Raw genomic sequence first — 26,203 nt, 5'->3', positions numbered from 1 at the left:
TCCCCTTAGTTATGAATGCCGCCTACCGCTTCACACCAGCAGCCGATGTTATGTTTCCAGATTAGTCGGAGCGCCCAGCGGCTGTCTATTTTAAAATCCGGAGAACCCTTCCACAATGCGGCACAAAGCTTCCAAATAAACGAACTGGCTTTCATTTTTGCGTGATGGAGTACCTTTTTAGCCGATTATGTCCTAAAGTAAAGAGATTATATTAGCAGGATTGGGAGGAATTCTTCATGCGGACCACCATGAATCGGCTTGTTCGGTACAAGGCGTTTCAAAAACTTACAATCTCATATTTCCTGCTTGTTCTTCTAACCGTCAGCCTGCTGTCTGGTGTCCTCTTCTATCTCTTCTCCAGAAGTGCCGTCAAGGAGATAGACCGCAATTCCAAAGCTATATTGTCCCAAATCACTTACGCCTCGGATGTGGTCTATAACCAAGTCATGACAATCGGCAATGCATTGCTCATCCAGCCGGAGATCATCTCGTTCCTGAACGACACGGTAGAGGACAAGATAAACAATTATCATATTTTTCAACAGATGTATCAGATCACAAGTGTTTATCCTTATATTCACAGCATTGGGATCTACCGGCCTTCTACGGGAACAACAGTCGATACAGCCGGGCTTCCATTCGACTCCTCGCTCACCGCCCTCAGCGCGGAGCGTTACATGGAATTCTATCCGCGTAGCCTGACCATTGCCGGCCGTAACAACGATGCGCCACTGCAGCTTCTAACCTTTCTGCTGTACCCGGATTTTTCATTTCAAACCTCCGACAACCCGCTTATCTATATCAATGTGGAAGAGAAGTCAATTCTGACGACGATCCGCAAGATCAGCAAAGCGGATGCCGCGAGCAACGTTTTCGTCATCAACAACGAGGGCAAAGTCCTCTCCCATACCGATTCAAATTTGTTCCTGGAAGATTTGTCAGAGGAACAGTATGTGCAGCAAATTCTGAATCAGGACAAGGAGGAGAACAGCTTCACAGCAAATATTCATAATAAAAAGCATCTGGTCACTTATGTGAAGTCGGAGGAAATGGACTGGTATTTTGTAAGCGCTTCCCCTTACTCCGGGCTCATCTCTAACATTGACCGGCTCCGCAGTGTTACGCTGCTTGTGACGGCCGGGATCGTACTGACAGGTCTGCTGATCTCTATTTTTCTGACCAAGAGTATTTACAGGCCGTTATCGACGCTGTTTGAGAAGATCATGCCGGACACGGATTCTCCGGTCTCCGGTTCGCCGTTCATCGATGAATATAAGATGATGGCCGAGATCTTCCATTCATTGGAGGAACGGGATAAATCGATGCAGTTCGTGATCAACCGCTCTTACCGAACCATCCGTGAGCATTATCTGCATTCATTGCTCCGGGGTCATCCGCTGGAATGCTCAGTTCCGGGCGAACTAATTCGGGATATCGATGAGAAAGTGTCCGGGCCTTATTTTTGCGTGTTGGTATTCAAAATCAATGAGCTGGAGCCGGGAAAAGGGAGGATGGAGGCGGAACAGCAGCCGCTGCTGCTGTGCTTCGCCCTTGGCAATATTGCAAAAGAGATGCTGGAGCATATCGGGGCATGTGATTACTTGAATATGGGGGAGAATGAAACCGCCATGATCCTTCAGTGCGCGAAAAACCAAACGCCGGAGGAACTCAAACCCGCCTTGCGCAATATTCAGAGCTTTCTGAACCGTTACTTCAAAGTGACGGTATCTATCGGCGTAGGGGATATAAGCTATGGCAGGAGGAATATCCCTTCCTCCTATACTTCGGCGCAGCAGTATGTTAAATATCGGCTGATCTACGGGAAAGAATCGGTTCTGGATGCCATAGCGACGCGGCCCCATCTGATGACGGTCTTGAGCTATCCCAGCGCCTACGAGAAGAAGTTAATCGATACTGTGCAGTCCGGCAAGCCGGAGCCTATCCGCGATGCCATCGGACAATTCGTAGAACAAATCTCAAATGGTTCAATCAATCAGATCATTACCTACAGCATCCAGCTCATGCTGTCCTTGCTCAAACACTTTGACTATTTGCAGCATGTGCCGGATTCGAATTTCAACGAGTATCTGGATGCGGTGACCGATATTGAATCCGCCGAACATCTGACGGAAATCAGGGATACTTTCATTCGCTATTGTTTCAATATCTGCGCATTAATCGAAGAGAAGAATCTCTGGATGAATGCCCAGAAACACAATATTATCATTGAAAAGGTGCAGAATTACATCCAGGAGCATTATGCCGAGCCGAACTTATCCCTGGAGCTGGTGTCCAGCATCGCCGGCCTGTCGCCAAGCTATCTGGGAAAGCTGTTCAAAGGAGCAACCCGGCAATCATTCAGTGAATACCTGAACCACACCAGGCTGGAGAAAGCAAAGGATTTGCTTGCTTCCACCCATGAGACTGCCGCCAAAATCAGTGAATCGGTAGGCATGTACAATATCACTTACTTCTCCACGCTGTTCAAGAAAAAGTATGGCCTGACTCCCTCTGCCTACCGCGAGCAGGAGGCGATGAAAAATCCTGATAGCGCTGGAGAATAGACAACAAATTTCTTACATGTATGGTAAGATATCGACTCAAAATCCTTTAACTATGCAAGTGGATAAGGGGGGGGAGGGTTAAACTAGTTCGGAGAGATGGTTAAAAAACTAAAAAAAGCCTGAACCAACAAGGGTTCAGGCGACGACAATTCATATTCTATTATTCACCATTATATATATATATTGACTAACAGCAGATTCAGTGGTATTTTGTTCATGAAACCGGTTTCCCCACTTTATGCAAACGTTTGTCCCTTTATCTGAAGTGCTTGGACTCTTCCGCGGATGCGCAACCGCTGCAAGCCGAGCCAGCCAGTTTTGAGCAATAATTGCAGCATATCCTGAAAGGAGAAAACTGATGAAACCTTATAGTAGATTAATCACAACCGCAGTACTTTCGTTCAGCCTGATTCTTGGCACTGCGTTACCTGCTTCGGCAGCGCCGGATACCAGCGTTACTAACAAACTCAACTACAGCACTGATGTTATCTACCAGATTGTTACCGACCGGTTCGTGGACGGCAACACGGCCAATAATCCGACCGGTGCCCTCTTCAGTGCGAACAAATCCAATTTGAAGCTGTATTTTGGCGGAGATTGGCAAGGCATTATCAACAAGATTAACGACGGATATTTGACCGGCATGGGCGTTACGGCCATCTGGATCTCTCAACCGGTGGAGAATATCACTTCGGTCATTAACTATTCAGGAGTGACCAACGCCCCTTATCATGGCTATTGGGCCCGTGACTTCAAGAAGACCAATGCAGCCTTCGGCAGCTTCAGCGATTTTCAGAATCTTATAACAACGGCTCATGCCAACAATATTAAAGTTATTATCGATTTTGCCCCCAATCATACCAGTCCGGCTTCTTCAACAGACGCCAGCTTTGCCGAGAACGGTGCGCTTTACAATAACGGCTCACTGCTGGCCAAATACAGCAGTGATTCGAACGATCTGTTCCATCATAACGGAGGTACGGACTTCTCCACCATTGAGAGCGGAATCTACAAGAATCTTTACGACCTCGCGGACATCAACCATAACAACACCACCATTGACACCTACTTCAAAGAAGCGATCCAGTTGTGGCTGAACATGGGTGTTGACGGAATCCGTTTCGACGCGGTCAAGCATATGCCCGAAGGCTGGCAAAAAAGCTACGTCTCCTCGATCTATAGCAGCGCCAACCCTGTTTTCACGTTTGGTGAATGGTTCCTTGGCGTCGATGAGGTCAGCAACGAGAACATCAAATTTGCCAACAACAGCGGCATGAATCTACTTGATTTTGCCTACGCGCAAGAAGTGCGTGAAGTGTTCAAAGACAAGAGCGAGGCCATGACCGACCTTAATACCATCCTGTCCTCTACTGCATCAAGCTATAATTATATCAACAATATGGTTACCTTCATCGACAACCACGATATGGACCGGTTCCAGGAAGCCGGGGCCAGCACACGGCCAACCGAGCAAGTTCTGGCGCTTACGCTGACCTCGCGCGGTGTGCCCGCGATTTACTACGGCACTGAGCAGTAAATGACAGGTGTAGGTGATCCGAATAACCGGGCGATGATGACTGCCTTCGATACCAACACAAACGCCTACAAGTTGATTAAGGCATTGGCGCCGCTGCGCAAGTCCAATCCTGCGCTCGCTTACGGCTCGACAACTCAGCGCTGGGTCAACGACGATGTGTATATCTTTGAACGCAAATTTGGAAAAAGCGTTGCCCTTGTAGCGATTAACCGTAATACAACGCAATCCTACCCTATCACCGGCCTGCTGTCTTCGCTTCCGGCAGGAACTTACACAGATGTGCTCGGCGGCCTGTTGAGTGGCAATTCAATTACCGCAAGCTCCACCGGAGCTGTAACGAATTTCACACTCGCCGCCGGAGGAACGGCCGTCTGGCAGTATACTGCTTCTGAGACCATTCCTTCCGTCGCTAATGTAGGGCCGACTATGGGTAAACCGGGCAACACAGTTACCATCGACGGACGCGGCTTCGGCTCCAGTGCGGGCACAGTTTATTTCGGCACGACAGCGGTTACGGGTGCTAATATTGTGAGCTGGGAAGATAGCCAGATTCAGGTGAAAATCCCCGCTGTTGCAGCAGGCACTACTAGCGTTTCTGTCAAAACAGCTGGAGGCGTTACCAGCAACAGCTTCGGCAATTTCATTGTCTTGACTGCCGACCAGGTGACTGTTCGGTTCAAAGTCAACAATGCTACTACCGCTTTGGGGACTACAGTCTACCTGGCCGGCAATGTTGCCGAGCTTGGCTCCTGGACCCCTTCGGCAGCCATCGGCCCGATGTACAATGTCGTTGAAGCCTCTTATCCGACATGGTACTTCGATGTCAGTGTTCCGGCAGGAACTGCGCTGCAGTTCAAGTTCCTGAAGATTAACGGCAGCACATTCACATGGGAAGGCGGTAACAACCATACGTATACCACACCGGCCAGTGGCGTAGGCACAGTAACGGTAGACTGGCAGAACTAAGATTCAGGTCAAATAACAGAGCAGAGATGCCTTCCGTACGTGGAGGTATCTCTGCTCTGTTCAGCCTCCTCGCGCCATTGTTTCTTTGTTAAGCACTCGCTGTACATCACTTAAAGTAATTTGGCACTTAACGGGTTGCGTTGTTTAACCTCTTGTACAGATATACTCAAGGTATAATTTCCGTAATAGAGAATTTGTTCAAGAAAGAGATTTAAATTTTCCTGGGAAGTTACTTTTATTTTTAAATGGTAACATCCTCCCCCCGATATCCGATGAGCTTCTACCACTTCGTTTCGTTTATCAATATAACGTAAAAAAGAATTGTGGTTAGCTTCTTTCATATTGATAATGAGAAACCCCGTATAAGCAAGTCCTAGTTTCATCTCATCTATAATTATGGAGTAGGCTTTAATTATACCGTTATCCTCAAGTTTTCTAATACGTCTTCCTACTGCTTGTCCAGTCAAATGAATTTGTTGCCCCAAGTCTTTCCATTGAATACGTGAATTTTCGGTTAACAACTGAAGGATGAGAAAATCAATGTTATCAAATTCCATACCCTATTCCTTTCACCTTGAATTTATGCACATTGAGCGTCCCTGTAGAAGCAGCAACTAACGCGCTAAAGTTCTTCAATGGTTTAGACAGAATAATAAAGACAATATTTATCATGTCCAGCATATTGCTTCTGATGCAGTGTCGCTTCTTTCTGCCAAACTAACAGCTTTTTCAAGACCGCGTTAGAAAACAAATTAAGAGAAAATGGAGTGACCAAGTTTATCTTGTAGGTATGATGACTCAAATTGTGTATTGATGCCACAGTCAGAGCTACAGTGGAGCTAGGATTCGAAACGACACTTATTGAAGAAGCTACAGCTTGCTTTTTATTTGCAGTAACCGGATCTGTAATCGTTATTGTTCGAGATATCACCAATAGTCATTGTGAGATAACAGCTTCTAACGGCATACAAATCCTGGAATCCGCGACGCGCCAAAATTCGTGCAGCTTTCTTTCCCTGAACCCAACTGCTGGAAAATATAATCACTTCATCATTCGGTGCAAGATTTTTGCTCCACAGGAACGGTAATCTGCCAATGGATATATTTATCGAGCCCGGAATATGTCGAATCGAATATTCACTTGCATCTCTAACATCCAGAATTTTCACATTTTCCCAGCGTTTACGGAATGGATCCCACTCTTCACTTCTGATAAAAGTAAGTGCTCGCAGAGGCCACAATTGGATTAATAACCACAAACCAAACAGTCCGGTTAAAATATATACCATTGTCATATGGTATTCCTTTCTTATTTTAGTTTATTAACATATCACCATGAAACGAAGCCGGCTCCATATGAATGAGTGCCAGCTTTAGATTAGTGCTTTATTGAGTGTATGCTTCGTAAAGCTGATCTAATTTCCGTTTTAATTCCTCAAACCGGACAAAACGGTCTTCCCTCAAATACTCTTTCTGTTCGATAATCAAGAGCATCACCGGGGCGCTCAGGATCAGAAATTTCCCCGCAACCTCTTCGACTGTGCTGGCATCGATATGCCCTAAACGGATAAGTGGATAATGGGACAAAAGCTCTTTGAGTTTGGGCAGTAAAGCATGGCAGGTGCTGCAATCGGGCTTGGATATATATAAGAAGCTCAGCTCATGTTGTTGAAGAAAATCCTCGATTTCCCGAATCGCAGTCAGTTCATATACTTCTTTCATAGCGTCGCAGCTCCGGTCTGCGTATTGAAGTCATTCTTCTTTATTTTGGAATGATCCATGATCTACGCCCCCTCGATAACAGTTAACTAGTTAATTAGTCAATCATGTCTAAATAGTATCCTGTTGCATACCATTTGTCAACCTAGACGAATCGTCTCCAATCCAAAAATTGGCGACCCATCCCAGTAAAATACTCTGAGGAGCAGGTCGCCGATTAATCTCTTATTAACTAATTCTGTAGTTTAACAATTGATTTTTCTATTCAATCAGATTGTATCTCGTCAATCTTTGGATATGAACAGCAAGGTACGCCAGTTCCTCGTTCGGAATTGTTTTGCCGTACACCTGTTCAATGTACTCCTTGATCTTCAAGGCGCCGAGCATAACCTGCGGATAAAGACCTGCAATCTGCTCGAACAAGGCGTTGTCGCTGTCGTTAAGCATCTGGTCCGAGTAGAATCGTTCGACGAAAAATTTGACGTGTGTGATGAATCTTGAGTAATGAATATTGTCCGAATCCAGATCGATATGAAAATTGTAGCGCACCAAATTCACGATGCTTCCAATCATCTTGGCATACCTCATGCCGTTCCCGGAATCCGACTGGTCACTTTGCGCATTGATCAGGTGGAAAGCGATGTTGGCGGCTTCTTCGACCGGGAACTCAACTTCAAGTTTTTCATTTACCAATTTTAGAGCGTACATGCCAATTTGAAATTCATTCGGGTAATAATTCTTGATTTCCCAATACACTTTATTGGTAATATTAATCCCTTTCCGTGTTCGTTCCACGGCGAAATTCAAATGGTCCATCAGCGTGAAATATATACTCGTACTTAGTTTCGTTTTCAACTGCACCTCAGCATGCCCGACGATTTGCTGAGTCAGTTCGACAATTACAGGAGGAATGGTATCCAGTACACCAAGCAGCTCTTTGACTTTATTATGCTCAACGGGAATGAAAATCTGGTGAGCCTGGTCTTCTTCAACGAACGTTCCTGCTTTTTTCCCATAGCCAATTCCCTTACCGAACAATATAAATTCTTTTCCGTTCTGATCCTCTACCAATATCACACTCGAATTCAACGCTTTTTTAAGCTTAAGCATTGTTCCCACCTTCTTATGAAAAACTATGTCCTGGCTACTCTAAGTACTCCCCATTTGATAAGATGACCTTTTTATACCAGTAAAAAGAGTCTTTCCGTACGCGTTTATAGGTGCCTTCCCCTTGGTCATCGACGTCGACGTAGATCAACCCGTACCTTTTCTTCATTTCACCCGTACTTGCGGAAATGATATCAACCGGAGACCACATCGTATACCCTAAGACCGGCACACCGTCCACGTTGATCGCTTTCTTCATTTCTTGAATATGTTCTCTCAAGTAATTGATCCGATAGTCGTCGTGCACCGTACCATCTTCTTCCAAACGGTCAACTGCCCCCATGCCGTTCTCGACAATCATTAGCGGAATCTGGTAGCGATCATACAATAGATTTAGGGAGTAACGAAGTCCCATCGGGTTGATTGTCCACCCCCATTCGGTCGTCGGAAGATAGGGATTATTATAGCCGGTCTTCACTCCGTTCAATCCCTTCATCACGAGATCGGTTTCCTTGCCTACGACATGTGTCAGGTAGTAGCTGTAAGAGAGAAAGTCGACTTTCCCTCTCACCAACTCTTCGGTATCACCATCTTGAGTAGGGAGCACTATTCCTTCGCGCTCGAATTCCTTTAATTTGTAAGCGGGATAATAGCCCCGGCACTGAACGTCGCAGTAAAATAACATCTTGTGCATAAAGTCGTCGTTCGCCTGTACATCTTCAGGATCGCAGCTGTTCGGATAAGAGAAGTGCCCTGCGTACATCATGCCTACCTTATTTTCAGGATCGATTTGATGGGCCATCTGCACAGCCTTGGCACTGGCCAAAAACTGGTGATAGGCCGCTGTCATTCTTACCTGCTCGTCATCAGAATCAATGCCTCCAGCCATCCATGACTTAGTAGACATGACATTAATTTCATTGAAAGTAATCCAATACTTCACTTTTCCTTTATACCGTTTAAACATGACTTCACTATAATTCAGGTAAAAATCGACGACCCGACGATCCGTCCAAGACCCGTATTTCAACAGACCGAGTGGCGTTTCGAAGTGAGAAAGGGTAACCAGAGGCTCGATCCCGTGCTTCTGGCAGGCTTCGAACACCTTATCGTAGTACCGCAATCCTGCTTCGTTCGGTTCTTTCTCATCGCCTTGTGGGAAGATACGAGTCCAGTTAATCGACATCCGGTAACATTTAAATCCCATTTCCGCAAAAAGGGCGATATCTTCCTCGAACCGGTGGTAATGGTCGATTGCAAGATGACTCGGATAGTATCTGCCCTTGATAACTTCCTTGGTAATCTCCCTCTGCACATCGTGGCTGCCCGCCGTCATGATGTCTGCCGTGCTCAAACCCTTGCCGTCTTCGTTATAGCCCCCTTCGCATTGATTCGCCGCCGTCGCTCCTCCCCACAAGAAGTGTTCTGGAAATGCCTGACTCATTCTTCTTCGCCTCCGTTTAATTGATAACAGGAGTGACGAGCATCAAAGTCCCTCGCTCTATCTGCTCCGCATCCGCTTTTGTCACCACATACTGATCTTTATTCGTAACTATCGTGATGGCAACCGGATCGTATCCCGCTTCAATAATGCCTTCTACATTAAATCTCATTAGCAGGTCCCCGGCCTTGACTTCGTCTCCGGCCTTCACCAGCGTTTCGAAGTGTTGACCGCGAAGCTTGACGGTGTCGATCCCGATATGAAACAGCAGCTCTACTCCACCGCCGACTAACATTGCCAGCGCATGCTGGGTACGATATACGATCTGGATTGTGCCGTCCGCTGGCGCGTACAATTCTCCTTTTGAAGGTACAACCGCAATTCCGTCTCCCATGGCTTTTGACGAAAACACTTCGTCTTTCACTTCTGAGAGGGGAATTACCGTGCCGGGTACCGGCTGCTTCAAACCGATCCCTTCGCCCACCACAACATCTAAACCGGATGTATCCGCTGTCTGTTGTACGTTTTTACCCGGCCGTTCGCCGGACTTTTCTATCTCTTCTTTCCACAGAATGAGCGTGAGGACGAACGACAGTACATAGGAGACGAACAGACCGCTGATAGCGTACATGAAGTTTCTTCCGTTGTCCGGATTGATAAACATTGAGATACTCGCCAGACTCGGGCTGACGACCGTCGAACCGGCTACACTAAACAATCCCAGCGTCGCGCCGCCTACAAAACAGGAAATGACAATGCTGATCAATACACGCTTCTTCTGCAGAGTAATTCCGTAAAGCGCAGGTTCCGAGATTCCGAATATGGCAGAGATTCCCGAAGAAATGGCCAGCGCCCGAAGCCCCGAGTTCTTCGTTCGGATCGCGACCGCGAAACAAGCGGCACTTTCGGCCATATTGTGCGCCAGCAGAGCGGGCAGCATGAGGAATTCTTTGCCGGTCGAAGTAACCGAGTTAACAACGTAAGGAGTCATGGCTTTATGCATTCCGGTTGCTATCATAAATGGCAAGATGGCTGCCAGGAGTCCTACGGCTACCCAGCCAAATTGATTAAATATGAACAAAACGGCAGTTGTCAGATAGGTCCCCAGTGTAAAGCCTACAGGTCCCAAGATCAAGAGAGTCACAGGAACGGTGAACAGCAACGCCATCATCGGGATGAAGAATACGCGAATGGGCTTCGGCGAGATCCTGGTGAACATTTTTTCCATACAGGCGTAGAAAAGCACACCCAAAATGGAAGGAAATACTTGTGACGTATAGTTAACGTTTGTGATGGAGAATGACAGAAAGTTTGCTCCTTCGCTCATTAACTTGGTCATATCCGGGAACAGCAGAACGCTCATGGCAGCCGCGGCCACGATATGATTCACCTTCATCTTTGTTGCCACAGTAAGAGCAACCAGAATCGGAAGGAAATAGAAGACCGAACTGCTTATGAAGGTTAGGATCAGGTACGTTTGTCCAGTCTTGTCGACCAGATTCAATGTAGCCAGCAGCAACAGTAAAGATTTCAAGATTCCAGCTCCGGCCATAGCAGGAATCAGCGGCTGGAATACACTAACCAGGAAATCCAGGATGACGGGGCCGATCTTTTTTTTGCTTTTATCCCCCTTATTCCCCCCCTTTTCTGCAGCGCTTCCACTTTGACTGTCAAATCCCCCTAGCTTAAGCAGTTCGTCGTAAACTTCGATTACTTGGTTACCCACAACAACCTGGAACTGTGAGCCCTTCACAACGCTCAGTACGCCGGGCACCCCTTTAAGCGCTTCCATATTGGGCTTGTCTTCATTTGCCAGTGTGAAGCGAAGTCTGGTAGCACAATGACCCAGATGAACGACGTTCTCTGCCCCGCCTACATTCTTCAGGATTGCGGATGCCATCCCTTTATGATCCATCTTAAATCCCCCTTTGGATACTTTTTTAAAAAAAAGAACGAACAAAAAAGGCAGAACCCAAAAGATTACACAACTCCCATAGGGAAATTGTTAATCTTCATGGATCCTGCCTGCATTACCAGTGACATGTCCGCTCTATTTGATTGGATTTATATTATCATGTCCATTTACGATATGCAACAGTAATTATTTGAATGAGCTTCTCCTGACTCGGTCTTCCGGGTTCCTTGAACGCCTGATTGTAAAAAAGGAACCAGCTGAGTGGTTCCTTTTTAATATATAGTTTTTTTGTATTTAGGCGTTATTTTCCTGCAGCATTCAGAATTTTATTTTTAAGTGAATCCTTCGAATTCACACCAACCATTTGATCAATCAGTTTGCCGTCTTTAAACAGCAGTAAGGTTGGGATGCTGCGCACGCTAAATTGCGCAGCCAATTCCTGCTCCTCATCGACGTTTACTTTAGCAATGTTGGCTTTCCCCTTTAACTCATCCGCCAATTCCTCAACAATAGGAAGCTGAACCTGGCATGGACCACACCAAGGTGCCCAAAAATCAATTAAAGAAACTCCTGATTGAATATGATCTTGAAACGTATCTCTTGTCAAAGCTGTTGCACTCAAATGAATGTCCTCCCTCAAAATGTTCTTTAATATAATTCAATGATTTCTCCACTCGCCTTAATAATCTACGTTGTGCACTCTTATCCGATCTTTGACACTGAGACATCACCGCTGATGTCGATTTGAACTCCGGCTTTTTTAAGCATATTCCCAACGTCGCAGTTCCGGTCGGCCGCTGCTAGGGTCCGGTCGGCGGATTGTATCTGTTCCTCAGTTGCACCGGCAGGGAGCACAATTGCCGGGTAGTGGGTGATCTTGAATCCCTCTTCTTTGGAGACACTTGCTTCCGAATGCATCTTCAGGCTATCTACAGCGAGGCTTCTCGCCTCCAGCGTGCCTACTAGCGTCATCAGAAAGCAGGTTGCGGCGGAAGTGACCAGCAACTCCTTGGGCTCGGTACCTTCACCAGTGCCGCCGAAGGATTGAGGCATTGCAATTTCTGTTTTGAGATATCCAGCTTCGACTGTCCCGCTTCCGCTTTTATTCCCGTTCCATTCCATTTTCAAGGTTGTTTTTGACTGATCCATGTTTTACCTCTCCTTTATTGTAGTTAACTAGTTAATTAGTCATTTATAATTAAATGATATCCTGTTTTATATTATGTGTCAAGCTACCCCTGTCAGACTGTAACTGGGTATGAATGCTTGATTTTTATCCGCTACTTCATTAAGCTGTACATATCTAAATTAATAGACAACCCACCAAGAAAGCAGGTCGTTCAAGATGGAAGCTTCAGGCTTGCTCTTTAATATCGATGCCGATTTCCCCTTGCCTATTCATATACAGCTCAAAGAACAAATCAAATGGCTTATAGGGAAAGGTCTGCTAAATCCGGGTGATACACTTCCCTCCACCAATCAGTTGGCTGAACAGCTATCGATTAACCGCAATACCATTCAAAGCGTGTATACCCAATTGAAAGAAGACGGACTTCTTCTGATGCAGAAGGGTCGGGGAACGCAAGTTGCCGGAGAAGAAGAAATCACCCGTTTCAAAGCCAACCATCCTCATTTTTCTTTTGTGGAGCAAATGATTGATGAGGCTCACGAATCAAATTTTGTAATCGATGACCTGCTGCTGTCCGGATTTGCTTATGTGCAATTGTTTGGCCAGCGCCAAAAACGGAAGCAGCGTTATCTGTTCATTGAATGTAAGATGAGCTCCTGCATCTTTTATCTGGATGAGATCCGAAGATTAACCTCTGCCGAGATTCAAACGATCGATGTAACTTCGCTTCCAGACGAGGATTTGAAACAGGCTATACACAATGCGGACGTGATAGTTACGAGAAGCGATTTGGCTGAAAAATTGAGAGTATTCGTTGACGAAGCCAAAAAGACACTTATTTCGGTCGGTTCCACGGGCGACGTATCATTGCTGCTTAATATGATCAGACAGCCTTAAGCTGCCTGTCTCATGCTCCTCCACGACAATGAAAAAGCCGGTCTGCTGACCGGCTTTTTCATCTATATTTTAATTTCCTCTCCCTTATTAAATTGTGGAAGGTATTCGCGGTGGGCTTCCAGCAATTCATCCAGTACAGCCTTCGCCGCATCGCCGCTCGTCACCAGTGGATTCAGAGTAAATGCTTGCAGGGCGGTTGCATAATCCCCCGTAACAGCAGCTTCGACTGTCAGTTCCTCCATGGCTTTCATTACCTGCAGCAGCCCGCGCTGGGCTGGAGGGAACGCTCCAAAGTGAACCGGCTCTGCGCCATGGGCTGTAATAATGCTCGTTACTTCAATAGCGCTTTCGTAAGGAAGATCGCTGATCGTCCCCCGGTTCCGGGTATTCACTACCATTCTTGTCCCTTTATTGTTGTAAATCGAATTGATGATCTCACAGGCCGCATCGCTGTAATAAGCCCCTCCGCGTTTCTCTAGCTCCTTGGGCTTGTAGTCGAGATTCGGATCTTTATACAGCTCAAACAGACTCTCCTCCAGACGCTTGACGACCTGACCGCGGGTACCTTCTTCCTTAGCCTCTTCAAGCTCCTCTTTCAACATACTGTCGGTCATATAATAATATCGGTGATAAGGACAAGGCAGCATATCCAACTGGGCGATCTGTTCGGACAGAAACCGCATTTCTTTGATGTTCTCAACCAATTTCTCCGGTTTGGCATCCGGCCCGTACAATTTATCAATAATTTCGGCGGTAAGCTCCTTACCGTTCCGGTCATACACTTTATGCCAATGAAGATGGTTAATGCCTGCAAATTTGAAGAAGAGCTCCTCTTCTGCCGTATCCGCTACGGCTGCTTCGTTCTTGACCGCGATGATCGGAACGTTGCATAAACCGATCACTTTCTCCCACTGCCCGTACCGGAGCACAGCCTCCGTAACCATACCTGCCGGATTCGTGAAATTGATCAGCCAAGCCTCCGGACACAGCTCTTTCATATCCTCCACAATCTCAAGGACGACCGGAATGGTCCGAAACGCCTTCAGCATACCGCCCGCTCCGTTTGTTTCCTGTCCGATCATACCGTGACGAAGTGGTATAGTCTCATCTTTAATGCGTGCATCCAGCAGCCCTACCCGGAATTGGGTTGTCACAAAGTCCGCATCCGCAAGCGCCTGTCTGCGATCAAATGTCAAATGAATGTCACATTCAATCCCTGCTGCTTTTATCATCCGCTTCGCCATGGCACCTACGATTTCAAGCTTTTCTTTACCCACCTCTATGTCCACAAGCCACAGTTCGCGGACCGGAAGCTCAAGGTGCCGCTTGATAAAACCTTCAATTAATTCTGGTGTATAGCTGGAACCGCCGCCGATCGTCACAATCTTCAATCCTTTTTTCAAAGAGAACGCCTCCTGTATGACTCTTTTTTTCTACACCTTCACTTTATTTTATGGAATGCATTACAGGTCAAGCTCTCTTTTACTGGATTAAAAAAGGTCGCAAAATGAGGTTTGAATGGAGCTTAAATATGCTATGCTTTAGGCTAGAGGTGAGAATCCATGACCAATATTCAGGAAATCGCGCGCCTTGCCGGCGTGTCCACAACTACGGTCTCGCGTGTCATCAATCAACATCCATATGTAAATGAAGCCAAGCGTAAAGAAATACTCAAAATCATTGAACGACTCGATTATGTACCCAATTCCAACGCAAAGTCCCTTAAAGAAGGAATGACACGGATTATTGGAGTTCTAACCGGAACTTATACGACCTTGTCCACATCATTCATCCAAGCTTTTAACACCAGCGCAAATAAGCATGGATTCAATGTAATGCTGTTTATTACGAACGGGGACCGCCAGCAGGAACTTATCGCACTTGAAATGCTGCGCAGCAAGCAGCTCGATGCCTTGATTTGTCTATTTCGAACCAACGAATGGAAGGTCATCGAATCTTATACCAAATACGGTCCGATTGTAACCTGGCAGAGGCTTGTGAGTGATACCATCCCCTCAGTCTTCATGGACCATTATAAGGGCTATACGCTGGGGCTTGAATATCTGTACGCCAAAGGATACCGCAGGATCGCAAACGTATTCTCTTCAAAGGGATTAAATACGCCTGAACGGGTCAGATCTTATCACGATTTTGCAGACAAGTATCAATTGAAAGCCAACAGCTTCCCGGATTTCCACGATAAACTCACCATATATGACGGAGAAGAGGTGGCAAGGTGGTGGATCGGACAGAATGACAGACCGGACGCTATCGCTTGTTCGAATGATAATGTAGCTGCCGGACTCCTCACAGAACTTCGGCGTGCCGGATTCTCCGCTCCGGGTGACGTCGGCATACTGGGATTCGACAACACTGAGTTGGCTCATCTGCTCGATCTGACAACAATCCACTATCCCGCAAACAAACAGGCTGAGAACGCCTTTTATATCATTCTGGATATGCTGGGTCAGCCTGCTCCCGAAGTTCATACTCTGGAATTTGAACTGATCGAGCGGAAATCCACATGAAGCTGAATAGCAGAAAGAGATCCATTGATACCCCATTGAATTCGTGTACTTTCGGCAAGTATCGAAGGATCTGAAAATCAATATTATCAAATTTCATATTTATTTTTTCATCATGAAAAGGTTTTACGCAATATTGTTTCTTCAAATTATCGATTGTGATCCAGAAATGATTTATCATTGTATTTGTAATCAAAAAAATATAAATGAGGTGGAGAAATGGGTACAGCTTTAATCTTGGTTGATATTCAAAATGAATATTTTCCAAATGGGAAGATGGAATTAAGCAATCCTGAAAAAGCAGCCGTAAATGCTGCTAAAATTCTTGAATGGTTTAGAGAGAATAACAAGGACAATATCTTCCATGTCCAGCATATCGCAAGTAATCCAGCGTTAGGATTCTTTCTTCCGGATACGGAGGGAGTTAAAATAAATGATTCTGTTCTGCCATTAGATCACGAAGACATTATCTTGAAAAATTTTCCCAACAGTTTTTTGAAGACTGAATTAGAAAACAAATTAAAAGAAAACGGAGTAACCAAGGTAGTGATTGTAGGTATGATGACGCATATGTGCATCGATGCCACAGTTAGAGCTGCAGTGGATCTTGGTTATGATACTACACTTATTGAAGATGCATGTGCGACAAGAGACTTGGCATATCAAGATAAGGTCGTGCCAGCCGAACAGGTTCATAATGCGTTTGTCAGTGCACTTCAAAGCATGTACTGCACTGTTACTTCGACTGAGGATTTCCTGCAACAATAAACTGAATACAATCTTCAAAACAAATAATATAGTAAAAAGGGGAGTTTGTTCAAAACAAACTCCCCTTTTTACTTATAAATGACATATGACATGCTAATTTTGTACCGCATCAACCTATTGGTAGCGTAGCATACAAGTTTACAAGCATTTTGCATAGTTCAATACTAAATTCCAAGAAAAAAGCCGAATGGATCATTCTCATCCACTCAGCTCATAGGATTATTTTACAATAATTTGTATAATATCACTTTCCGTTGTTCCACTTCCATTCATAAACTCACCGCGATATTGATAAATGCCAGGAGATTTCCCTGAAATTTGTGTAATGGCCGATTGAGCACTTGGTGTTTGTGAAGATAAAGATTGCGTTTCAATAAGTTCGCCATTTTCATATAATCGATACTGTGCTGCGTTCGTGCCCCACCACATATTAGCAGTAATGTTATAGTTCCCATCTTGATCCCAGTTGTCACTGGACAACACAGGTTTGCCGGGATTCGCCTCAGCCACGGTGACGGTGTGTGGATCGCATGAAGTCTTTCCATACAAATTCGATAACTCACATGTATACACATAGGTTCCATTCGGCTTTCCTTGAATAGGAATAATAGAAGTCTGGGCAGCTGGCGAAACATCGGCCAGTGACTTCGTTTGGATCAATTGGCCATTCTCGTACAACTTATACAGTGAGCCATTGTTTCCCCACCACATATTCATCGTAACCTCATAATTGCCATCATTTAAGCCTGTCGCAACACCGCTATTATTCGAAAGTGTCGGTTTACCTGGCACCCCATTTGCAAGCAACGCCGGACTAACGGAATGCCGTTCGAACTTGACTGCATCAGCCCTCGTATAGATCATATCGGCAGGTAGAGTTGGCGGATCTACCGTTGTCGGAGTAACCCTGGTTAAACGAACATACTCGCTGCCGTCTCCAGTAAAGTCGAACGTCCCTAGATTAACCCAACCCGACGAGCCGACGGTTGCATCGATATACGTGACCTCGGTAACCGACTGATGCTTCACTTCCACTTTGACATAATTATCGTTTGCCGTCGTATGGACGAGCTTGTAGATGGAGACCGTATATTTCCCCTCTGGAAACTGGCCTTTCCACGTCGCTGATGATCCTTGAACGGTAGAGTAACGGGACTTAACCCCAATTTTGTATCCGGCTAAATTGCTTTGGCTCCAAGATCCTTCTGTCGTGTATAACCCGGTCGTATTCGTGCTGTCGACAATAACCGTTAAGTCCCTGATCGTTATTGTCAAAGGCGGTGTAGTTAAGGTCACCCCGTCAATCGTTACAGTGGCCCATACCTCAATGTGATCCGTTTCCCCGTCCAGACTTAGAAGAGTCAACAAACCGCTACTGTCCACTTCTGCCAGATCGGTTCGATCAACGAAATACTGCACATTTGCCTGTGATAGATCACCAATCAGACCGTTATCCAAATAGCCGGTTACGCTTAGTTGTGCGGTTTGAGTCATTTGCAGTTCGTCCCGATCCGACAGGATCACCGCAGACTCCAATTGCGGCATCTTGTTCGGGTCCACCCACATCATCGCATCGGCAACTATTCGTGACTTATTGGCCTTATTGGTTAATTCCACGTACCCGCTATCGCCTGCTGCAAAAGGATAATCACCCAGGTGCACCCAAGCCCCATTAGCCGTTGTCTCATCAACGGTAACCGTCTCGGAGCCACCGCTATAATAAACAGTAAATGAGGCATTCGTTGCCCAATTTTCACTGGTAGCGGTTATTTGCGGAAGCTTGTAATACACACTGTAAGTAACACTTACCGGCAGCTCAGGCCGCCATACAATTCTGCTTGTCGCTGTGCCTGCAGTCGATTTGGCATACACATAGTTATCATAGTAATAGTCGTTAGCCGTTGTATCCCGTATCCAGACGCCTTCTGTCTCCGCCTCCGTATTATCCACAATGATAGATGAACCATCCTGCCAATCCGGTTGAACTGGAGTTACCGTTACCTGATCAGGCAGATAGAGTGTCCGCTTGCGGGTCTGTTTCCCGTCCGATTCCACATAATAAGTGAAGGTTTGGGATAAATCGTTTACCCGTATCGACCATTCCATCGGATATATCGTATCTGGAATGGTCGTATACGTAGCCCCGCCATCCAAGGAATAATGGATCGTCGCTGGTTTCGTCGTTTTTGCCTGCACATAAGCATCGTAGGCCGTTTCGTCGGGCTTGACGATCAGCATGCCTTTAACCGCATCTATTGGACTGTGGATATCGAAGAAATAACTTGCATCCGATGTATCAGCAGTTCTGACCTGGTGCAGCGGCACATCAATGTTGAGTCCTTCTACAATGATAGCGGTTATTCCCTTGCTTGAAACCTTGGCTTGAATGATTCCGCCACTCATAACCGCTTGCTCTGGTGTGCCATTGTCGCGGATGATGGTTACGGTATAATCTTGTGCCGGGTTGAACCCAATGATTTGCGCATTCAATTCGATCGGAGTCTGAACTTCAGCTGACGATTCGTTGCTTAACCCGATGTAGAATTTATTCCCGCTCTCTCCCGTTATCCAGTTCAATTGAGGATGGTTGGTCTGAATAATCCCCTTGGGCATCCAGAGCCAAACGTTGGAATTACCGTAAAAATGACCTGGTTTGTTTCCATAGAGGTGATATTTGAACCATAAAAAATTAGTTTCAAATACAGAAGGAAATGTAATACTCCCATTCGATTTCAAAGATTGTTCGCTGATCAGATAATCCATCGTTTGCCCAAGTTGCGCCGGCATATGGTGATAATAGATAGATGTAGCCCCGCTTGGGCCTTCCAGAGGAAACTCTGGTTCAAGTTGACTAACGGCGAAGCCCTTATAGTAATAACCTGGATAGTTGGAATATCGTCCGATGACCGCATTATGAGCGATATCCTGCAGCAGTTTATCGCCTGTATAGAGCGACAATCTCAGCATGAAAGGAGCCTCCTGCGCATTCATCCGATAATAGCCAGTTGTACTTCCCGCCTCAAATGTCAACCCATTGGGTGAAATAAGCCAACTTTCCGCTTGTACGCCCCCGGCTACGTCTTCAGGGAGCTTACTCCTGGGATAATCGTATTTACCACTTTCCGGCCAATGGAACGACTCCGCGTAATTATACGTCTCCGGCTGCGGAATCGTAACCGTGCCTTCAGGAACCGGACGAGCAACGAACATGGTGGCGTACCGTTTGGCTTCCTTGTACGCGGCATTCAAGTATTTGGGATCCTTCGTTTCCTCGTAAAGCTCCAAGATCTCCATCCACAGCTTGCTATAATAATAAATAAACTCATTTTTACTCACATTCACGGATTCAGGAGTATCGATATGTTGAATGATATAACTGTCGGCCGCTGCCTTGGCAGCCTGTAAATACTGTGCATCCCCCGTCATACGGTACATCATAAGGGGCTGAATGACAGGCCCCCGATCTTTCTGGTCAGGATCACGCACAAGGTACTCTTCCTGCGCCAGCGCCCCAATTCCTGCCGAAGTACCCATCATCTGATTGACAGCGGATACGCTTGAAAAATCGAACGGCAAGGTTGCCATTTTCCATAACGACGGCACGCCGTATACTGGCTTCTGCGTCGGTGACCAACCGATTCCATTTCGCGATACACCGTACTGGATGGACGGCAGCGCCCTCGTATCGTAAAGCTGGTCGTCTCCGGTCAAATAGTAGGCCCCCAGAAGAACTGCATTCGATGTTGTTCGAACGCTATCCTCGTTCTCAATATCAATGAAGCCCTTGGCTCGGTTCCACCAGCCGCTGGGCGATGGGACATAATTAACAGAGTCGTCCCCCTGCGGCTCTATCTTGAGCAGATCGATCATATTGAACATCGCGTCAGTAAGTGACTGATCAGCGACATTTTCCCGATATGCCGAATAACCGTATTCACTGCGAAGAATATCCCCGTAGACCTCATATAGACTGCTGTTTTCAGCGATTAGCCCCATATGAAATTGATATGTGCTTTCTGCGGTCATTTGCGAATAAGTTCCTAGCTGAGGAGCATAAAGGATCGGCTGCACGCTGCCTTCGTTGTTGACAAGACTCATGCCAAGCCGTTGTTTGGAAACGCCGCCCGTCGGTTCAAATTCGACAGGAAGCTCTTCGGACGGTACAAATACGCCATACGAAAAAGCGTTCCCCAAGCCATCGTTCTTTTCAACCAGACTCATCGGAGCGCTCAGCTCCCTTAAGCTTGTTGATTCCACCGAACCTACCATTTTTGCATGCGACCTGAATCCATTTAACACTTCATTGACGCCAGAGATCTGCTCTGTTGTGAAAGACTGATAGCCGATCACATAATTGCCATCCCGGCGAGGTGTAAAGGCGAAGGAAACATCTGGTTTGTCGCCTGCCATGGACCAGTTCACTTGTAAATCATAATCGCTTCCATGTGAAGAATCGGTTAATATCGCCGTGTGGCTGTCGGGGAAATCGATCTCGTCGAATGTAATCCAGCGTTTGTTCATCGTATCGTAGTAATTGGTTCGACTCCCCGCATTCCCATCCAATAGAACCCATTGTTCTTCAAGTCTTTCCGCCACATTATTGACAGGCACCCAGTTCCCCGTATCCGTGTCCTTGTAGAACATATCACGAACGATGGATTTGCCTCCATCCCAAACTGCTTCAAAGAAGGTCGCCTTATAGTTTGCGTTTTCAATGCTGCCTTTTTCCGTGTAACTGAGATTCGCCAATGTACGGCTACGCAGCGGAGGCAACGGAGGAGCTTGCTGCCGGATATTCCCTTCAAACTTGACCGCATCGGCCCGCGTAATGATCGTTCCGGTCGTAGGCTGCGTTCGAGTCAGTCTGACAAATTCGCTATCATCACCACTGAAATAATAGGACCCCAAGTCAACCCATCCGACCGATGGGCCCGACGAGGGCCTCAGATCCATAAACATGACATCCGTAATCCCATTGTGAACAATTTCGATTTTAACATTACTATCTGCTTTATCCGCCCAATCAAGCTTGTTGAACGAAATTCTCGCCGTCCCTGCTTCCAATCGCGGATTCCATGTGATACTTCTTCCTACAGCATCGGTAAATTTGGAACTGGAATTATTGTATCCCTTCACTCCCGTACTTGTAGTCCAATAAGGAGCGGAATACCCGTTATTCGCGTTATCTACATCAGTGGTGACGACATCATCAATCGTGATGCTTCCATCATCAATGATGATTGTCTTATGAGGCTCTTTTTGCTGAATATTCCCTTCGAACTTGACCGCATCAGCTCGCGTAAGTATCGTGCTCGTGGTGCTGGTAGACCGAGTCAATTTGACGAATTCTTCACCAACCCCGGAAAAATAGTACTCTCCCAAATCAACCCATCCCGCAGAAGCGCCAAATGAAGGTCTCAAATCCGTAAAGAGAACATCTGTCGTTCCATTGTGGACGATTTCAATTTTTACATTGCTATCCGCTTTATCTTCCCAGTTAAGCTTGTATAACGAAATTCTCGCCGTTCCCGCTTCCAATCGTGGATTCCATGATATCGTTCTGCCTGCTGTACTCGTATATTTGGAACTGGAGTTATCATACCCTTTCACCCCTGTACTTGTGGTCCAATTCGGAGCCGAATATCCGTTGTTCTCGTTACCCGCATCAGGTGTCACAACATCATTGATCGTGATGCTCCCGTCATCGATGATAATCGTCTTATACGGTAAGGTCTCCGCATAAGCGGTCCTTATTCCGTCTAGGCTGAAAGGGACTAATATCGTCACGATGAAAACGATTAAGAAAAACAGCTTCCTTTTTATCATACAACTCACAGCCTCCCTTAAGTTGATAACGCTTTCAAAATAATAATGCCCTCCTTTGTTCGAAGATCGTAAAGAAGCAATTAGCCTTATCCTTCTGGCTATCCCGCTCCGCCGTTTTTATCATAGCATCTCACATAACCGTGAAATTTCTTTAATTTCAAGAATTTCTTATAAAATTTTAAGTAAAAAAATAAACCTACATCATAACTAACCGTTCAACTGCAGTCAGTTATGATGTAGGTCTTCCAATTGGACAAAGCCTAATGATCAATTATAATGGCGGCTGCACCAATAACAACTTCCCAAGCTGGATCACCGTTTGATCATACCATTCTGGATGCTGCCGGACATGCTCACTGCTTCGTTCATTGCCGCATGCCTCAAACACAGCCGCTTTGTCTGTCTTTTCGGTATCGACTTCGAAGCGAACCGTATGTTTCCCATTTGGGAGCTCCGGCAAGAATACATACTGATTTCGATTATGATCGTTGTATAGTGTAAATCGATCGACAATAAAGGGTTCTCCGCCATCCACCGACACTTTCAATCTGCCAGAATCAGGCCCCCCGATATCGAATAACCCGATACGGGTTCCCTCGAACTGTACCGTGATAGCTTCTCCAGGATCGACTGCTCGCCATAGGCCGGGGAACAACCAATTGTACTCTCGAACTAAAGCAAAATCATCGGGAGTCTTGTAAGACCATCCTGCGGAAAAGTTAGTGATATTATCCAGTGATAGCATGGTCGCATACTCCCAAGGATTAGCCGGGACCAACGGATTCTGAGGCAAGTGATGTTCCAACCTTCCCAGATGATCTCGAAGTTCGCTAATTTTCTCAAATGACCGGGTGATCGTATCCGTGTAAATCTGGTGTCCTTCGGGAATGGTCGGATGGATCGAATCATGCGTAAAAATAACGGCTCCGGGAATGGACACGTCTTCCCTTGAGGTAAAAACGAGTTTTCCCTCGGACACCAAGTGACTGACCGCTACGCCCAGATGAATCGAAGGAATACCATAATAGTCGGCCACTTCCTCTTGCATTAGAGCCCCCTTCTGGTATTCCCCAGACTGAAATCCGGCCAGATCCCGCTCCTTCAGCGTATAAACGAACAGGATATCGGTAAACCGGCTCCGCTTGCGGATCTGACGGACAATTCCTTCGATCCGCGCCTTGGATTCGGGATCTCCGCCATCGTTACCGACAAATTCAACAAATACTAGATCAGGCTGATGACGCAGTACATCTGTCTCCAAACGGGCACAGCCCAAATCCGATCCTGTCCCATTAATGCCTGCATTCACAGAGCGGATATCCGCTTTGGGATATTGCCCTCGAAGCCAATCCGCCGTCATGACCCTGTATCCTTCAGAACGCGTATTACTGCCGCCAAAATAGACGATTGTTACTGTATCCCCATTTTCCAACTTCTGAATTACATTAGGCAGCCCTCTTCGAGGGAAAAATTCCTTCATCGTGACTTCACCTGACCTCATTTATCAATTTTAGGAGCAAACAATTTTACAGCAAACACTTCAAAATAAGGCGAACCATACGTTGCACAGAAATCGAAGCGGATTCGGGTTACATCTTTCGCATCCACCTTATGTTTATTCAAGGTGAGATAATTCCCACGAGTTATGATTTCCCTCTCGGTTCCGTCTTCTAAGGTTAAGGTCATAGCATAATCTTGGATAAGGGAATCGATCGGATCATCGAAATGCTCCAGATCCAACTGTGAATTGAAAACAAGATGGATTTCGTCTACATTTTTGGGGCTTGCAAAACAGAATTCCAACCATTCCTGTCCTTCCGTACGTTCAGAAATCCAGCCGTTCGGCAGACCATAAGGTCTGGAGAAGCCGTTGACGACATTCTCGGGATTATACATATTCTGGGATGGTAACAGATCCATGAAGCAAATGCTCTTATTGAATTTCTTCAGCCTGGACGGCTCTTCCGGCCTATAATGGAAGCTGACCGCTCCTGTCATTTTCTCATCATTGCCGTATACGGCAAGGCTCGCCGTACCTTCCAATACGATGTAGATTTTGTCGTCAGCCGGTTTCTTGCAGCCCAAGTCTAGCGTAATCCAGTCGTCATGACCGGCTGCAATAACCAAGCGGTAGTCTTTCAACTCACTGGTGGGAATGTAGTTTTCCTTCCGTTCCCCGCCAAACAGCTTCACATGCAGAGTTTCCGAATGCTCGGACTTATTTTTAATTTTGATCCGTACGCTTTCAGCCACGGATGTCTGAATCGGCAAGACCAAACATAACCCTTTCTCCATGGAAATCTCTTCGGTTGGATGAAGATTGTCATAGCTGCGCTGAGACGAGGCACGAATAGTTAATCCTTCAGCGAAGTAAGGATCCAATTCCTCTTGAAGTCCTACAATCGTTTGCCCGTCTCGAAGCAGCAGCGCCTGCAGCTCCCCCATATGAGCTTCGACTATGGCCGCGGGGTCTACCTCATATTTCAAGCATAACGAAGCAGCCGTTCCAACCGCCTGCCCCATACAACCGCAAGTTGCCATTACCCTTGTAGATCCAAAAGCCACATGGGTAGCACTTATATTGCGACCAGCGAACATGAGATTAGGAATATTTCGTGAATATAAACTGCGGAAAGGGATATTGTACAATCCAGGCACGAAATTCCATGCTGTAGCCGGCCCCTCATCGTAGATGCCCTTATTAGCATGTAAATCCATATACCATCCTCCGACGGATACAGCATCTTCGAAATGCGGCTTTGCTGTAAGATCGTTCTGAGACAACATGTGTTCCCCTATGAACCGCCTCGACTCCCGCTTTCCCGGAATCGGGCATACATAATCCAAGATGAGATTGTCTACATCATCAAATTCGCCGCTATTTTTGATATAATCCCAAATCCCGTACACCAATTTCCGCAGCTCCAATGCGATGTCTTCATTATTCTTGATAATATCCATATGTCCGCCGTATTCCAGCCACCACAATCCGCCAAGCCCGTTGATTTTTCTCGGAAAAGCCCTATGGTTTAGGCCTTTTCTGATACTATCGAAAAAGGCCAACTTCGTAATATCATACGCAAAGCCAGGCCTTTTGTATGGAACGGAATATTCTACGTCACGGGCTTGAAACAGGATCGTATCGCCCATGGTGTAATGGTCCGCCACTTCAGGAGCCAATTCTTCCTTGTATTCATGCTTCGCTTCTCTCCCCCATCGGAAGAGCGCACCTGCTTGATATCCGACAACTCCATCTCCGGAGCAATCGATGTAGGTTCGGCTTTCAAAACGAAATTTTCTTTCGGAAGCCAATTGAAGGCCCTCCACCCATTTAATTCTGCCGTTCTCCATGCCCGTTTCATGCACGCATGTATTCAGAAATAGAGAAATGTTAGGCTCACCATAGACCATATCCAACAAGACCGTATCCGAAAGCGAAAGCATAAGCTTCTTGTTGTATAACGGATTATAGTGAAAAATCTTCAACTTGAGTTCTTCCACCAATCCGCCCTCGCGTGCATAATAAGATGGACTGTTTCCGAGATATGCCGAGCCGTTGATATGAACCCTGACCTCGCTGCTCGCATTTCCCCCAAGAACCGGCCGATCATTAATAAGTGAAACCTGCAGCCCTTGGCGTGCGGCAGCAATGGCAGCGCATATCCCAGCAATACCTCCGCCTACGACGGTTACATCTGCTTTAATAAGCTCCATTTTGATAACCTCCATGATTAGATCCTTCTATCATGGTAATCCTTTTGATGCCCTTTTTTTTATATGATTCCGCGAAAAATTTATACATTTTTTTG

General features: G+C 46.1%; 16 protein-coding genes and 1 pseudogene. 5 read left to right on the top strand and 12 right to left on the bottom strand.

Translation table 11 applies throughout. From position 1 onward, the window contains the following. Window positions 1–236: 236 nt before the first annotated feature. Entirely contained in the window at window positions 237–2,564 is a 2,328-nt protein-coding gene (locus tag IEY53_RS07105; RefSeq protein ID WP_189023385.1) for a helix-turn-helix domain-containing protein, read from the top strand. Window positions 2,565–2,922: 358 nt separating this feature from the next. Then, window positions 2,923–5,067 (top strand): annotated as a pseudogene (locus IEY53_RS07100) (alpha-amylase family glycosyl hydrolase). Between the two features lie 110 nt (window positions 5,068–5,177). On the opposite strand, the gene IEY53_RS07095 reads toward IEY53_RS07100, so the two are convergent. From IEY53_RS07095 to IEY53_RS07060, 8 genes are all read right to left on the bottom strand, one after another. Continuing rightward, window positions 5,178–5,624: an Lrp/AsnC family transcriptional regulator gene (locus IEY53_RS07095; RefSeq protein ID WP_189023383.1), complete on the bottom strand. Its 447-nt coding sequence runs from the start codon at window positions 5,622–5,624 to the stop codon at window positions 5,178–5,180. A gap of 327 nt (window positions 5,625–5,951) precedes the next feature. After that, the gene (locus IEY53_RS07090; RefSeq protein WP_189023381.1) at window positions 5,952–6,362 is read right to left on the bottom strand and encodes a rhodanese-like domain-containing protein; all 411 of its coding nucleotides are present in this window, start codon (window positions 6,360–6,362) and stop codon (window positions 5,952–5,954) included. Between the two features lie 91 nt (window positions 6,363–6,453). Continuing rightward, window positions 6,454–6,789: a thioredoxin family protein gene (locus tag IEY53_RS07085; RefSeq protein WP_189023379.1), complete on the bottom strand. Its 336-nt coding sequence runs from the start codon at window positions 6,787–6,789 to the stop codon at window positions 6,454–6,456. A gap of 258 nt (window positions 6,790–7,047) precedes the next feature. Continuing rightward, on the bottom strand, window positions 7,048–7,896 hold the full coding sequence (locus IEY53_RS07080) for a PRD domain-containing protein (RefSeq protein ID WP_189023378.1): 849 nt from the start codon (window positions 7,894–7,896) through the stop codon (window positions 7,048–7,050). A gap of 34 nt (window positions 7,897–7,930) precedes the next feature. Beyond that, the gene (locus tag IEY53_RS07075; RefSeq protein ID WP_189023368.1) at window positions 7,931–9,337 is read right to left on the bottom strand and encodes a glycoside hydrolase family 1 protein; all 1,407 of its coding nucleotides are present in this window, start codon (window positions 9,335–9,337) and stop codon (window positions 7,931–7,933) included. A 16-nt stretch (window positions 9,338–9,353) separates the two neighbouring features. Then, on the bottom strand, window positions 9,354–11,249 hold the full coding sequence (locus IEY53_RS07070; protein ID WP_189023366.1) for a beta-glucoside-specific PTS transporter subunit IIABC: 1,896 nt from the start codon (window positions 11,247–11,249) through the stop codon (window positions 9,354–9,356). Between the two features lie 301 nt (window positions 11,250–11,550). Beyond that, window positions 11,551–11,871, bottom strand: coding sequence for a thioredoxin (gene trxA / locus IEY53_RS07065; protein WP_189023364.1), 321 nt, complete (start codon window positions 11,869–11,871; stop codon window positions 11,551–11,553). Window positions 11,872–11,951: 80 nt separating this feature from the next. After that, on the bottom strand, window positions 11,952–12,398 hold the full coding sequence (locus IEY53_RS07060; RefSeq protein ID WP_189023362.1) for an OsmC family protein: 447 nt from the start codon (window positions 12,396–12,398) through the stop codon (window positions 11,952–11,954). Between the two features lie 196 nt (window positions 12,399–12,594). Here IEY53_RS07060 and IEY53_RS07055 point away from each other — a divergent pair, with 196 nt between their 5' ends. Further along, a complete protein-coding gene (locus tag IEY53_RS07055) occupies window positions 12,595–13,275 on the top strand; it encodes a GntR family transcriptional regulator (RefSeq protein WP_189023360.1) in 681 nt (226 codons plus the stop codon). Between the two features lie 62 nt (window positions 13,276–13,337). On the opposite strand, the gene IEY53_RS07050 is transcribed toward IEY53_RS07055, so the two are convergent. Beyond that, the gene (locus IEY53_RS07050; RefSeq protein WP_189023358.1) at window positions 13,338–14,678 is read right to left on the bottom strand and encodes a 6-phospho-beta-glucosidase; all 1,341 of its coding nucleotides are present in this window, start codon (window positions 14,676–14,678) and stop codon (window positions 13,338–13,340) included. A 159-nt stretch (window positions 14,679–14,837) separates the two neighbouring features. Between IEY53_RS07050 and IEY53_RS07045 the strand changes: the two genes are divergently transcribed. Both IEY53_RS07045 and IEY53_RS07040 read left to right on the top strand, forming a co-directional pair. Beyond that, the gene (locus IEY53_RS07045) at window positions 14,838–15,803 is read left to right on the top strand and encodes a LacI family DNA-binding transcriptional regulator (RefSeq protein WP_189023356.1); all 966 of its coding nucleotides are present in this window, start codon (window positions 14,838–14,840) and stop codon (window positions 15,801–15,803) included. Between the two features lie 216 nt (window positions 15,804–16,019). Then, the gene (locus IEY53_RS07040; protein ID WP_189023354.1) at window positions 16,020–16,568 is read left to right on the top strand and encodes a cysteine hydrolase family protein; all 549 of its coding nucleotides are present in this window, start codon (window positions 16,020–16,022) and stop codon (window positions 16,566–16,568) included. A gap of 219 nt (window positions 16,569–16,787) precedes the next feature. Here the strand turns inward: IEY53_RS07040 and IEY53_RS07035 are convergent, their stop codons facing one another. The 3 genes from IEY53_RS07035 to IEY53_RS07025 form a co-directional block, all read right to left on the bottom strand. Further along, window positions 16,788–22,355, bottom strand: coding sequence for a golvesin C-terminal-like domain-containing protein (locus tag IEY53_RS07035; protein WP_189023352.1), 5,568 nt, complete (start codon window positions 22,353–22,355; stop codon window positions 16,788–16,790). Between the two features lie 310 nt (window positions 22,356–22,665). Beyond that, window positions 22,666–23,874 carry an SGNH/GDSL hydrolase family protein gene (locus tag IEY53_RS07030; RefSeq protein WP_189023351.1) on the bottom strand — a complete coding sequence of 403 codons (1,209 nt, stop codon included), beginning with the start codon at window positions 23,872–23,874 and terminating at the stop codon, window positions 22,666–22,668. Between the two features lie 17 nt (window positions 23,875–23,891). Beyond that, on the bottom strand, window positions 23,892–26,123 hold the full coding sequence (locus IEY53_RS07025) for an FAD-dependent oxidoreductase (RefSeq protein ID WP_189023349.1): 2,232 nt from the start codon (window positions 26,121–26,123) through the stop codon (window positions 23,892–23,894). Between the last annotated feature and the right edge of the window lie 80 nt (window positions 26,124–26,203).

The sequence above is a fragment of the Paenibacillus albidus genome, assembly GCF_014644435.1.
In the GTDB taxonomy this organism is placed as follows: domain Bacteria; phylum Bacillota; class Bacilli; order Paenibacillales; family Paenibacillaceae; genus Paenibacillus_AQ; species Paenibacillus_AQ albidus.
Note: the sequence above shows the minus strand (reverse complement) of the source record. Positions and strands in the feature narration are given on the sequence as shown.